This window comes from Microbacterium awajiense, from assembly GCF_039536545.1.
GTDB lineage: Bacteria > Actinomycetota > Actinomycetes > Actinomycetales > Microbacteriaceae > Microbacterium > Microbacterium awajiense.
Genome location: NZ_BAAAYU010000005.1, coordinates 918215 through 930764 on the forward strand (window position 1 = coordinate 918215; position 12550 = coordinate 930764).

The 12550-nt window shown below is 69.5% G+C and carries 14 protein-coding genes; 13 read left to right on the plus strand and 1 reads right to left on the minus strand.

Features of this window, described 5'->3' with window-relative positions:
• The first annotated feature begins 90 nt into the window (after positions 1–90).
• From ABD663_RS11010 to ABD663_RS11040, 7 genes are read left to right on the plus strand one after another with little or no spacing between them, the layout of a single operon-like run.
• The gene (locus ABD663_RS11010; protein WP_344738441.1) at positions 91–1170 is read left to right on the plus strand and encodes a metal ABC transporter solute-binding protein, Zn/Mn family; all 1080 of its coding nucleotides are present in this window, start codon (positions 91–93) and stop codon (positions 1168–1170) included.
• On the plus strand, positions 1167–1991 hold the full coding sequence (locus tag ABD663_RS11015) for a metal ABC transporter ATP-binding protein (RefSeq protein ID WP_344738443.1): 825 nt from the start codon (positions 1167–1169) through the stop codon (positions 1989–1991). The genes ABD663_RS11010 and ABD663_RS11015 overlap by 4 nt, the downstream gene beginning before the upstream one ends.
• Positions 1988–2875 (plus strand): metal ABC transporter permease, encoded by an 888-nt coding sequence (locus tag ABD663_RS11020; protein ID WP_344738445.1) that lies wholly within the window; start codon positions 1988–1990, stop codon positions 2873–2875. The genes ABD663_RS11015 and ABD663_RS11020 overlap by 4 nt, the downstream gene beginning before the upstream one ends.
• A gap of 10 nt (positions 2876–2885) precedes the next feature.
• Positions 2886–3293, plus strand: a complete 408-nt coding sequence (locus tag ABD663_RS11025; RefSeq protein ID WP_344738447.1) for a Fur family transcriptional regulator — start codon at positions 2886–2888, stop codon at positions 3291–3293.
• 46 nt (positions 3294–3339) lie between these two features.
• Positions 3340–4305, plus strand: a complete 966-nt coding sequence (locus tag ABD663_RS11030; protein ID WP_344740215.1) for a permease — start codon at positions 3340–3342, stop codon at positions 4303–4305.
• Entirely contained in the window at positions 4298–5080 is a 783-nt protein-coding gene (locus tag ABD663_RS11035) for a TIGR03943 family putative permease subunit (protein ID WP_344738449.1), read from the plus strand. The genes ABD663_RS11030 and ABD663_RS11035 overlap by 8 nt, the downstream gene beginning before the upstream one ends.
• The gene (locus tag ABD663_RS11040; RefSeq protein WP_344738451.1) at positions 5070–6485 is read left to right on the plus strand and encodes a hypothetical protein; all 1416 of its coding nucleotides are present in this window, start codon (positions 5070–5072) and stop codon (positions 6483–6485) included. Before ABD663_RS11035 ends, ABD663_RS11040 begins: the two co-directional genes overlap by 11 nt.
• A gap of 6 nt (positions 6486–6491) precedes the next feature.
• Here the strand turns inward: ABD663_RS11040 and ABD663_RS11045 are convergent, their stop codons facing one another.
• Positions 6492–8126, minus strand: coding sequence for an MFS transporter (locus ABD663_RS11045; protein ID WP_344738453.1), 1635 nt, complete (start codon positions 8124–8126; stop codon positions 6492–6494).
• Positions 8127–8179: 53 nt separating this feature from the next.
• On the opposite strand from ABD663_RS11045, the gene ABD663_RS11050 reads away from it, so the two are divergent.
• The 6 genes from ABD663_RS11050 (at position 8180) to ABD663_RS11075 (ending at position 12521) form a co-directional block, all read left to right on the plus strand.
• Positions 8180–8845: a DNA-3-methyladenine glycosylase gene (locus ABD663_RS11050; protein ID WP_344738455.1), complete on the plus strand. Its 666-nt coding sequence runs from the start codon at positions 8180–8182 to the stop codon at positions 8843–8845.
• 176 nt (positions 8846–9021) lie between these two features.
• Positions 9022–9258, plus strand: a complete 237-nt coding sequence (rpmB, locus tag ABD663_RS11055) for a 50S ribosomal protein L28 (RefSeq protein ID WP_344738457.1) — start codon at positions 9022–9024, stop codon at positions 9256–9258.
• Entirely contained in the window at positions 9258–9428 is a 171-nt protein-coding gene (gene rpmG, locus ABD663_RS11060; RefSeq protein WP_036301131.1) for a 50S ribosomal protein L33, read from the plus strand. The genes rpmB and rpmG overlap by 1 nt, the downstream gene beginning before the upstream one ends.
• Before the next feature lie 2 nt (positions 9429–9430).
• Positions 9431–9736: a 30S ribosomal protein S14 gene (rpsN, locus tag ABD663_RS11065; protein ID WP_344738464.1), complete on the plus strand. Its 306-nt coding sequence runs from the start codon at positions 9431–9433 to the stop codon at positions 9734–9736.
• Between the two features lie 309 nt (positions 9737–10045).
• The gene (locus tag ABD663_RS11070) at positions 10046–10333 is read left to right on the plus strand and encodes an HU family DNA-binding protein (RefSeq protein ID WP_344738466.1); all 288 of its coding nucleotides are present in this window, start codon (positions 10046–10048) and stop codon (positions 10331–10333) included.
• 193 nt (positions 10334–10526) lie between these two features.
• On the plus strand, positions 10527–12521 hold the full coding sequence (locus tag ABD663_RS11075; RefSeq protein WP_344740217.1) for a bifunctional copper resistance protein CopD/cytochrome c oxidase assembly protein: 1995 nt from the start codon (positions 10527–10529) through the stop codon (positions 12519–12521).
• The last annotated feature ends 29 nt before the right edge of the window (positions 12522–12550 follow it).

Below are 12550 nucleotides of genomic sequence, written 5' to 3' on the forward strand. Positions count from 1 at the left end.
CTCGCAGCATGGCGGCCGAGCGTACTCAGGCGCCGCCGGGATCACCGATCTGATTATGAGAACGATTATCGCTCACGCTAAAGTCGATCCATGACTTCATCGAGACGCACCCTCGCCCTGCTGGCCACGGGAGTCGCGGCCACCGTGGCTCTCGCCGGATGCTCGACCTCGACCCCGGCGGCTTCGCCGAACGCGACCGGCGGGAGCGACGACACCATCCGCGTCGTCACCTCCACCAACGTGTACGGCCAGGTGGCGCAGGAGATCGGCGGCGACGTCGTCACGGTGACCCCGATCATCACCTCGACCGCGCAGGATCCGCACGAGTACGAGGCCACAGCCCAGGACCAGCTCGTGGTCGCGGAAGCCGACCTGATCGTCGAGAACGGCGGTGGCTACGACGGCTTCATGGACGCCATGATCGAGGCGACCGGCACCGAGGCGCCGGTGATCACGGCTGTCACCTTCAACCACGACTACCCCGGCGACGAGGGCGACGAGCACGACCACGCCGAGGAAGAGGGCGACGACCACGACCACGCCGAGGAAGAGGGCGACGACCACGACCACGCCGAGGAAGAGGGCGACGACCACGACCACGCCGAGGAAGAGGGCGACGACCACGCCGGCCACGACCACATCGAGGGCTTCAACGAGCACGTCTGGTACGACCCGCACACGATGGAGCACGTCGCCGAGGCCATCGCCGAGGAACTCGCGGTGCTCGACCCCGACAACGCCGAGCTGTTCGAGCAGAACGCCGCGGCGTTCATCGAGGGCGTCGAAGGTCTCGAGGCATCGCTCGACGAGATCGCGGCCTCTCACGGTGGTGCCGGAGTGTTCGTGACCGAGCCGGTGCCGCTCTACCTGACAGCGGCGGCCGACCTCGACAACCTCACCCCCGACGAGTTCAGTGAGGCCGTCGAAGAGGGCCAGGACGTCCCGCCCGCGACCCTGCTGGAGGCCATCGAGATCCTCGAGAGCGGCGATGTCGCGGTCGTCATCGCGAACTCCCAGACCGGCGGCGCAGAGACGACTCAGGTCATCGACACGGCGACGGCGCAGTCGATTCCTGTTCTCGAGTTCTCGGAAACGCTGCCGGAGGGCCAGACTTACATCTCGTGGATGGAGCAGAACATCGGCGACCTCGAGGCGTCGCTCGCCCGATGACGGGCGACCCCTCGTCGGGGGTGCCGCTGCGGATCCGCGGGGCCGCGCTCCGACGAGGGCAGCGAGAGCTGTGGGCGGGGCTCGACCTGGACGTGGAACCCGGCGAGTTCATCGCCGTGCTCGGGCCCAGCGGATCGGGCAAGACCACGCTGCTTCGCGCTCTGCTGGGTCTCGAAGAGGTCAGCGCGGGCACTGTCGAGGTCGCCGGCAGCCGCGTGCGCGGGCGCGGCAACCGCCGGATCGGCTACGTGCCGCAGCAGAGACCGCTCCCGCCCGAGACCTCGCTGCGTGGGCGGGATCTCGTCGGGCTGGGCGTCTCAGGCCACCGATTCGGCTTTCCCGTGCCGCGCCGCGCCGACCGCGCGCGCGTCGACGCACTGGTCGCCGAAGTGGGGGCGACTTCGTTCGCCGACCGACCCGTCGGCGAACTCTCGGGCGGCGAACAGCAGAGACTCCGCATCGGCCAGGCGCTGGCCGACGACCCGGTGGTGCTGCTCTGCGACGAACCGCTGACCAGTCTCGACCTCGCCAATCAGCGCGCGATCGTCTCGCTCATCGACAGTCATCGCCGTGCGCGCGGAACGGCGGTGCTGTTCGTCACCCATGACATCAACCCGGTGCTCGACGTCGTCGACCGCATCCTGTACATCGCGGGGGGCAGCTTCATGCTGGGTTCGCCCGACGAGGTGCTCGACAGTGACGTGCTCACCCGCCTGTACGGGGCGCCCGTAGAAGTGCTCCGCGCGGGAGGGCGTCTGGTGGTCGTGGGCGCGCCCGACGCCGAAGCCGCCCACCACCACCACAGCGAGGCCGCCGAATGAACTGGGCGGACATCGTCGATGCCATGTTCGGCGGACTGCCCAAGTACGGGGCGATCCTCGACCTCGTCTCGAACTCGGTCATCGCCGGAGCGGTGCTGGGGCTCGTGGGGGGCCTGATCGGCGTCTTCGTGATGCAACGCGACATGGCGTTCGCCGTGCACGGTATCAGCGAGCTGTCGTTCGCGGGCGCGGCGTTCGCGCTGCTGATCGGGTTCGACGTCGTGACGGGATCCCTTGTGGGGTCGCTCCTCGCGGCGGGCCTCATCGGCTGGCTGGGTGCGCGGGCACGTGACCGCAACTCGTTCATCGGCGTGCTCATGCCCTTCGGGCTGGGGCTCGGCATCCTGTTCCTCTCGCTCTACAGCGGGCGCAGCGCGAACCGATTCAGCCTCCTCACCGGGCAGATCGTCTCGGTGCAGAACGCACAGCTCGGGTGGCTGATCGTGATCAGCGCCGTCGTCCTGCTCGGCCTGCTGCTGATCTGGCGTCCGCTGCGCTTCGACTCGCTCGATCCCCAGTCGGCGGCCGCGCGCGGTGTGCCCGTGACGGCGGTGTCGTTCGCCTTCATGCTCCTGCTCGGGCTCATCGTCGCCGTCGCGATCCACATCATCGGCGCCCTGTTGGTGATGGCGCTGCTCGTGACCCCCGCCGCAGCCGCGATGCGGGTCTCGTCCGGACCGGTCTCCGTCCCGCTGCTGGCCGCGACCTTCGGCTTCGTATCGGCCGTCGGCGGCATCCTCCTCGCCATCATGGGCACACTGCCGGTGAGTCCGTACATCACGACGATCTCGTTCCTCATCTACGTCGCGTGCCGCATCGTCGGCAGCAGGCGCGGTCGGGTCACGCGCGTGCGCTCCCAGCCCGCGCCGAGGACGCGCGGCTAGACTCGCGCGCATGGCCCAGCGGAAGACATGGCAGCGCGAGCGCGTGCGTGAAGCGCTGTCGGATGCCAGCGGCTTCGTCAGCGCCCAGACGCTGCACGCCACCCTGCGCGACGAAGAGACCGGCATCGGGCTGGCCACCGTGTACCGCGCGCTCGCAGGCCTCGCCGCGGAGGGCGCGGCGGACTCGCTGCAGAGCCCCGACGGCGAAGCGCTCTACCGCGCGTGCGTCAGCGAGGGCCACCACCACCATCTGATCTGCCGGTCGTGCGGTCTCACCGTCGAGATCGAGGCGCACGACGTCGAGCAGTGGGCGCGCGCGACGGCCGAGCGCCACGGATTCACGCGCGCCGAGCACATCGTCGACATCTTCGGCCTGTGCGAGACGTGCGCGCGAGAGACGGAACGTGACGCGGGCTGACACCGGTGTGCGGCGCGACGCCCCGCGGCGACCGCAGCGCACCGGAATGGCACTGCTGCTGGGCGTCGGCGTCGTCGGCGCGCTCTTCCTGATCGACGCGTTCGCCCCGCAGCTGTTCGAGGCCTCCCTGCCGACCCGGGCGCAGGACGGACTCACCCTCGCGATCAGTGTGCTCATCGAGTCGCTGCCGTTCGTCGTGCTCGGCGTCATCCTGTCGATCGTCGTGCAGGTCTGGGTTCCGCCGGGGGTCTTCGAGCGGTGGATGCCGCGCCGGGCATGGGCTCGCCGGGCCGTGCTGTCGCTGCTCGGCATGTTCATCCCGGTGTGCGAGTGCGGCAACGTGCCGTTCGCCCGCGGTCTGCTCATGCGCGGGTTCTCGGTGCCGGACACGCTGACGTTCCTCGTCGCGGCGCCGATCGTGAACCCGATCGTCATCATCACGACGCACCAGGCGTTCGGGTTCGACGACGGGATCCTCGTCGTGCGGCTGCTCGGCGGCTATGCCATCGCGAACCTGATCGGCTGGCTCTACAGCCGCCATCCGTCGCCCGACGCCCTGCTCACCCAACGGTTCCGCGACACGTGCGATCTGGTCGTCCACGAGCCGGGCGGCCGGGGGCGCCGCAGCCTCGCGCAGTTCGTGATCGAACTGCGCGCCGTGATGCCGGCGCTCGTCATCGGCTCGGCGCTCGCGGGCGCCGTCCAGGTGCTCGTCCCGCGCGAGGCCCTGCTGGCGATCGGATCGAACCCCGCACTGTCGATCGTCGCGATGATCGCGCTGGCGATGGTGGTGTCGATCTGCTCGAACGTCGACTCGTTCTTCGCGCTGTCGTTCGTCTCGACCTTCACGCCCGGCTCGATCGTGGCCTTCCTGCTCGTCGGCCCGATCGTCGACGTGAAGATGCTGGCGCTGCTGCGCACGACGTTCACGACCCGCACGCTGGTCGGGATCTCGACCGTGGTGATCCTCAGCGCGTTCGCCATCGGATCGGTGGTGAACCTCGTTGTCTAGGACCCAGGCCCTCGCCACGCGCTGGCTCGGAGTCGGGCTGGCCACGATCGTCGCCGTCGTGACGGTCGCCCTGGCGCTCACGGGGCGACTCGGTCTCTACATCAATCCCGATTCCGCATGGTTCGCCGTCTCGATGGCCGTCCTGGTCCTCGTCGGAGCGGTCGCATCGTTCACCCTGCCGCTCGGGGCGGAGGCCGATCACGGCCACGACCACGGCGACGCCCCCGAGCACGGCGGCGCCGATCACGACGACCACGACCACCACCGACCGAGCCGGGCGGGTGCCGTCGCCACCGTCGTCGGCGGCGCTGCGGCATCCGCCATCGTCGTGCTGACGCTCGTGCTGCCGCCGACCTCGCTCTCGATCGAACTCGCGATGGCGCGCGACGTCGGCGCACCGCCGCTGTTCGCAGGCCAGGATGTCGTCACGCTCGCCACCACCGGCGATACCGAGTCGTTCGGGGTCGGAGAGTGGTCGTCGGTGTTCGCCACCACCACCAATCCCGAGGCGTTCGACGGCGATCCGGTGACCCTCATCGGGTTCGTGACCCCGGGCGATGCGGCCGACTTCGGCCTCTCGCGTCTGGTGATCACCCACTGCGTGATCGACGCCCAGCCCGCGAGTGTGCCCGTCCTCGCGCAGTCCGACGTTCCCGAGACGGGCCAGTGGGTCGAGATCACCGGCACCGTCCGATCGAGCTCGGACGGCCGCCTCGCGGTCGTGGCCACCACCGTCGAGCAGATCCCCGAGCCGCAGGATCCCTATGAGTACTGAACAGGGCGACCGGCGACAGGGTCGGGGTCGCCGCCGCAGCCGCGCCTTCGTGGCGGGCTTCTCGGTCGTCGTGGCCGTGCTGGCGGTCGTCGGGCTCGGCACCGCCGCGGCATCGGTGGCGATCGGCCCACGCGTGACGTCGGTCGACGTCGACCCGAGCGCCGCCGTCGCGGCATCGGGCTCTCGTCTGATCGTGACGCTGTCGCAGTCGGTCGCCGAGGTCGACCCGTCTCAAGTGAACGTGAGTCCCGAAACGCCGGTCGAGGTCGACACCTCGGGTCGCAGCATCGGCGTGCGCTTCACCCTGCCGCTGTGGGACGAGACCGAGTACACGGTCACGATCGAGGGGGTCGAGGGGATCGGCGGCGGCTCGGCGACCACCGTCGTGGAGTCGTTCACGACCCCGCCGCTCGGCGACTTCCTGCTGCAGCGCGGCGACGGTGAGGACACGATCTTCTTCACCGGCATCGACGGCGAAGAGGCGGTACCCGTGTACACGCATCCGCACATCGAGGACTTCCGTGCCACCGCGGCGCACCTCGTCGTCTCGGTGCTGACCCCGGAAGACACCGCGGCACTCATCGTGACGGACCGCGACGGCGAGGGAGCGCGCGAGCTGCCGCTGCCGGGCTTCGGCTTCATCTCCAATCTGCAGGTCGCCGATCGCGGCGAGACCATCGGGTACACCTTCACGGATGCGTCCGTCGGCGAGGGACGGGGCGACGAGAGCATGCTCTACACCGCGTCGGCACAGGAATCGGCCGGCGCCGACGCGCCGGTGGCGGTCCAGGTGTCAGGGGCGGACCCGCGGGTCGCCGACTTCCGATTCGTGCCGGACACGGCCAGTGTGCTGCTGCTCTCGTTCGACGGAACACTGCTGCTCACCGACGCCACCGGCGCGAACGCGACGGCACTCGGCTCGGCTCTCGAGATCGACGGCATCGCGCGCGGCACCAGCGTCGCCGTCGTCAACCGGTTCGATGCGACGGTGCAGATCGACCTCACCACGGCCGAAGAGCAGCAGCTCGTCGAGGCCGACCCGGACACCGGACCGATCAGCGCCGTCGCACCGCTGCCGGACGGTGCCACGCTGCGCACGAACGCGCTGTTCGACGCCGACGGCGTGCTCATCGGGTCGGCGATCACCCACGTCGCCGTCGACGGGACGGCGACGCCGATCACCGTGTTCGACACATCCGACGCGGTGATCCAGACGTGTGTGTCGCCGAGCGCGCGCTATGCGGCCATCCTCGTGGCTCCGGATGCCGCCTCGAACCCCTACGACGAGTACCTGCTGCCGTTGCCGCAGCAGGTCGAGACACGCATCGTGCAGATCGCCGATGCCGAGCCGGTCGTCTCGCTCGCCGGTTCCTCGATCTCGTGGTGCCAGGTGCCGCCGCAGTAGCCGACGTCACAGCGTGGGGGCGACGTCCTCGTCGTCGGTCTCGGCCTTCGAGCGCGGGGGGACGGTCGTCGGCAGCCCACGCGAGAGCATCAGCCCCAACGCCGTGAGCGCGAAGATGAGGAACAGCGCCTGGCGCAGCGACTCGAGCTGCGCGTCGGCGTAGATCTGCGCGACCGAGGCGGCATCGTCGGCGGTGGCACCGGCATCGGTCAGCGCGTCCTCGGCCTGCTGCTGCGAGATGATCGGCGCGCCGGTCTGGGTCGCCTCGATCACCTGCGCGCGCACGTCATCGCTGAGGTCGGTGCTCGTCGAGACGGCGTTGGTGAATCCCGTCGTCAGGAACAGAACGAAGACCGAGCCGACGATCGCCGTTCCGAACGACGATCCGAGGTTCTGGAACGTGCCCTGAAGACCGCCGACCTCGGAGGTGTCGTCCTTCGAGACCGCCGACATGTTGACGTTGCCCAGCTGCGAGGCGAGCAGGCCGAAGCCGGCGCCGACGATGAACATGCCGATGCCGAACAGGACGCCGGCGAGGTCGGGCTGCACCGCGATGACGATCACGCCCAATCCGATCGCGAGGGTGATCTGGCCGACCCGGCCGAGATACCACGCCGACTTCGTCGTCGACAACCGCGAGCCGAGCATCGAGAACACGATGAGCCCCACCGAGAGCGGCAGGATCTTCAGCCCGGTCTGCAGCGCGTCGAAGCCGAGTATCGTCTGCAGATAGACCGGGACGACGAAGAACAGCGCCGCGATCGCGAAGTACTGGGCGAGGAACATCGTCAGTCCGCTGCGCAGCGCCTTGATCCTCATGAGACTCACCCGCAGCAGCGGCACGCGGCCCGTCGCCTCGAGGCGCTGTTGGCGTCGCAGGAACAGCCACAGCACGAAGATGCCGAGCATGACGAGGTAGGCGACCGGCGAGATGCCGAACGGGGCGATGGTCACGTCGCCGATCTGCGGCGGGGCGAGGGGGGTGATCCAGCCCCACGTCTTGCTCTGCAGCACACCGAACACGAGCATCGCCATACCCGATGCCGACAGCACGACGCTCCACACATCGACGCGCAGCGTGCGGTCGCCGGGCACGTCCTTGATGCGGCCCGAGACGATGAGCACGACGATCATGACGATCGTCTCGGCGACGAAGACGTACCGCCACGACGCGTAGGTGGTCACGAGGCCGCCGATGAGCGGGCCGGCCGCCGCGGCGAGTCCGGTGACCGCCCCCAGCGCCGAGAAGGCGATGACGCGCTCGCGGCCCGCATAGTTGATGGCGGCCAGTGCCGCGATCGCCGGGATCACCAGCACCGCGCCCAGGCCCTCCACGAGTGACCAGCCGAGCAGCAGCACGGTGAGGTTCGGGCTGAGCGCCGTCGTCAGCGATCCGAGACCGTAGATGACCGAGCCGATGCGGAACGTGCGCGCGCGCCCCCACTTGTCGCCGAGCTTGCCGCCGGTGAGCATGAACGCCGCCATCGTGAGGGCGTAGAAGGTGATCGCCGCCTGCATGCCCGAGATGTCGGTGCCGAGGTCTTCGGCGACCGTCGAGATCGAGACGTTCATCACCGTGCTGTCGAGGATCATCACGAATTGCGAGCAGCTCAGCAGAATCAGTACGAACCAGCGACCCATGGAGGTCACAGTAGCGGTCGGGCTCCGCGTCGCGCAGACCTAGACTCGGCGGCATGTCAGGCGAGCAGATGAGGGATGCCACCCGCGCCGACCTCGTCGGACTGCCGGTCGAGGTCGCACCGCGTCTGCTCGGCGCCCACCTGACCGCGATCGTCGACGGAGCCTCGGTGACCGCTCGGCTCACCGAGGTCGAGGCGTACCACGGGCTCGGAACCGGCCACGCGCCCGACCCGGGTTCGCACGCACGGATGGGTCCGACGCCGCGCAACGCCACGATGTGGGGCGAACCCGGGAACCTGTACGTGTACCTCAGCCACGGCATCCATTCGTGCGTGAACGTGGTGTGCGGGCCGGCGGGTGTCGCGGGCGGGATCCTGCTGCGCGGCGCCGAGATCGTCGACGGGGTGGATGCGGCGACCCTGCGGCGCCCCGCCGCCAAGACGCCGCGTGACCTCGCCCGGGGGCCCGGCCGACTCGGGGAGGCCCTCGGGCTGCGGCATCCCGTGCATGACGGCATCGATGCGATCACCGGGGTGCCGCACGCGGGTGCGACCGCGCGGCTGTCGCTGCGGGTGGATCCGATCGGCGAGGTCGCCTCCGGCCCGCGCGTCGGTGTCGCGGGCGTGGCGGGGACCGACGTCTTCCCCTGGCGGTTCTGGATCGCAGGCGACCCCACCGTGTCGCCGTTCCGGTGGGGACGCGGGGCCGGTCCGGTGTAGCCGACCGGCCCGCGGCATCCGCCGTGCTAGACTGGCTCTTTGTCTGCGCGCACTCCTGCACGCAGTTCGCACCCAACCACCTCCATCCGGCCGGATTCGGCGGGATGACGCGCGGGTGCAGACAAGGGATCTTGGGTGGGGCCGTCCGGCCTCACGGTATTGAAGGAGACACCACCATGGCAGCAGTGTGCCAGGTGACCGGAGCGGTTCCCGGCTTCGGTCACAACATCTCGCACTCGCACCGCCGGACGAAGCGCCGCTTCGACCCGAACGTGCAGAAGAAGACCTACTTCGTGCCCTCGCTCGGCCGGAAGATCACCCTCAACGTGTCGGCCAAGGGCATGAAGGTGATCGACGCCCGCGGCATCGAGTCGGTCGTGAAGGACCTCATCGCGAAGGGTGTGAAGCTCTGATGGCGAAGAAGTCCCAGGACGTCCGTCCGATCATCAAGCTGCGTTCGACCGCGGGCACGGGGTACACCTACGTGACGCGCAAGAACCGCCGCAACAACCCCGACCGCATCGTGCTCAAGAAGTACGACCCGGTGGTCCGCAAGCACGTCGAATTCCGAGAGGAGCGCTGATCATGGCGAAGAAGAGCAAGATCGCGCGCAACAAGCAGCGCGAAGAGGTCGTCGCCCGTTACGCCGAGAAGCGCGCGGAGCTGAAGAAGCAGCTGGTCGACCCCACCTCGACCGACGAGCAGCGCGAGGCCGCCCGCCTCGGCCTGCAGAAGCTTCCCCGCAACGCCTCGCCGGTGCGCCTGCGCAAGCGCGACGTCATCGACGGTCGCCCGCGCGGCCACCTGTCGAAGTTCGGCATCTCGCGCGTGCGCTTCCGCGACATGGCCCACCGAGGCGAGCTGCCCGGTGTGACCAAGTCGAGCTGGTAAGCCCCCGTCGTCTGTGAAGGCCCGGAGTTCCTCGGAGCTCCGGGCCTTTCGCGTCCCGTCCGCTGCGCTGCGCCGACTCCACCTGCCGTGAGCCGACGGCCGCCTCGGGCGGCCTTCACATCGGTCACATCGGTCACATCTGCACCCGACACGCCGTCCGCCGATCGCGAAACCCGCGGAAATACGCGGAATTGCGGGCCTTTTCGGGTACATTCGAGGCGGTCGATCCGACCAGCCGGGGGGCACGTGGTCCGCCGGTCCGAGCAATGAACGAGGGTGGCGATCCGCCCCCTCTGGAGGACAACCACAATGGCTGACAAGTCCATCACCAAGACCGAGCTCGTCGCGAGCATCGCCAGCGCGACGGGGCAGAGCCAGTCCGCCGTCTCGAGCGTTCTCGACTCCCTCTTCTCCACCGTCTCCGAGGCGGTCGCCAAGGGCAGCAAGGTCTCGATCCCCGGCTGGCTCTCGTTCGAGCAGGTCGCCACCTCGGCCCGCACCGGCCGCAACCCGCAGACCGGTGAAGAGATCAAGATCCCCGCCGGCAAGCGCGTCAAGGTCACCGCCGGCTCGAAGCTCAAGGCTGCGGTCAAGTGACGCGACCCGGTTCGATGCGCGCGTAGCGTGCGTTGAGGCGGGTCGCGTGAGATCGCCCTTCGACACAACGCCGGCGGCGTCACTCAGGAACCGTGGCGCCGAAGGCGCGTAGCGAGATCTCACACGAGCCGACCGAAGGGGATGCCGCCATCGCGGCATCCCCTTCGTCATGCCCGCCTAGAGTGGTCTGGTGATCACCCCCCGCGCGTTGCGGGCCCTCGGCCCCGCGATCCTCGTGACGGTCGCGCTCGCGACGTTGATCTGGGGGCTCGCCTTCGGGGGCGGCGCCGAACCGCTGGTCATCGCCGACCCCGGGCCGGTGGCTCGATGGGGCCTGCCGATCGCGAAGCTCTTCGTCAATCTGGCCGCCGCGGGCATGGTCGGCACCCTCGTCACCGCGCTGTTCACGCTGAAGGCCGGCGAGCGCCCGTTCGACACCGCATTGGATGCCTCCTCGGCATCGGCCGCCGTGTTCACCGTCGCTGCCGCGACCACCGGGTTCCTCACGTTCATGGACGCGTTCAACCCGGTCCTCTCGCTCGGCCCCGAGTTCGGCGCCCAGCTGGGGCGCTTCCTCATCGACACCGAGGTGGGTCGCACCTGGCTCATCACGACGATCTCGGGGGCGACGATCACGGTGCTCGCCTTCGCGGTGCGCTCCTGGACGCCGTCGCTGCTGGTCGCGATCCTGGCGATCGCGACGCTCGTGCCGATGGGCACCCAGGGGCACTCCGGTGAAGAGGCGAACCACAACATCGCGGTCATGGCGCTCGTGATGCACATCATCCCCGCCGCGATCTGGCTCGGCGGTCTGATGCTCATGGTGCTGGTGCGGCCGCTGCTGTCGCGGCCGCAGCAGGTCACGGCGCTCGGCCGGTACTCGACGATCGCGCTCGTCGCCTTCATCGTCGTCGCGGTGTCGGGAACGGTGCGTGCGTGGGTCGGCGTGGGCAGCTGGGAGGGCCTGTTCTCGCCGTACGGCGTCATCCTGGCGCTCAAGATCGTCGCGCTCGTGGCGATGGGCCTGCTCGGCGCGTACTACCGACGCAGACTGATCGCCGGGCTCGCCCACGACGACTCGTCACGGCGCTTCTGGGGACTCGTCGCGTTCGAGCTCGCCCTCATGGGTCTCGCATCCGGTGCTGCCGCGGCGCTGGCGCGCACGCCCCCGCCCTCCGACGCGGTGCTGCCGCTCGGCCGCACGCCTGCGGAGTACCTCACGGGCGCGCCGCTGCCCCCCGAGCTCACCCCCGAACGCTGGGTCACGGCGTGGGAGATCGACCTGCTCTGGGCGTTCGCCGTCGGTTTCGGCGCGTTCTTCTACCTCGCCGGCGTGCGCCGGCTCGCCCGCCGTGGCGACCGGTGGCCCGTGCACCGCACCGTCCTGTGGCTGGGTGGACTCACGCTGCTGCTGTGGGTGACCGGAGGCGCGGTCAACGCCTACCAGGACTACCTGTTCAGCGTGCACATGATCGGTCACATGCTGCTGTCGATGGCGATTCCGCTCATGCTCGTCGTCGGAGCGCCCGTCACGCTCGCCGCACGGGCGATCCAGCGCCGCGACGACGGCACACGCGGCGGCCGAGAATGGATCCTGTGGGCGGTGCACTCGCCGATCGCGCGGGTGCTGACGAACCCCTTCGTGGCGGCGGCGATCTTCATCGGCTCGCTGTGGGTGTTCTACTACACCGACCTGTTCCGGTGGTCACTGTACGACCATCTCGGCCACGAGTGGATGACGGCGCACTTCCTCATCGCCGGCTACCTGTTCGCGCTGACGCTGATCGGCGTCGACCCGGTGCCCTGGCGTCTGCCGTACGCGGGCCGGCTCGTGCTTCTGGTCGGCGTCATGGCCATGCATGCGTTCTTCGGCATCGCGATCATGATGCAGTCGGGGCTGATGGTGGCGGAGTGGTTCGGGTCGATGGGACGCACATGGGGTCTGCCGCCTCTCGAGGACCAGTACCTCGGCGGCGGCATCGCCTGGTCGGTCGGCGAGATCCCCACCCTCGTGCTCGCGATCGCCGTCGCCGTCCAGTGGAGCCGCAGCGACGAACGCACCCAGCGGCGTCGTGATCGCCACGCCGATCGCACCGGCGACGCCGAGCTCGAGGAGTACAACGCCCGGCTCGCACGGCTCGCCGAGCGGGACGCCCGCGCCGAGCAGGAACAGGCCACGCGGCGCTGACTTCACGCGCGCGTCGAACGCTGCCGACC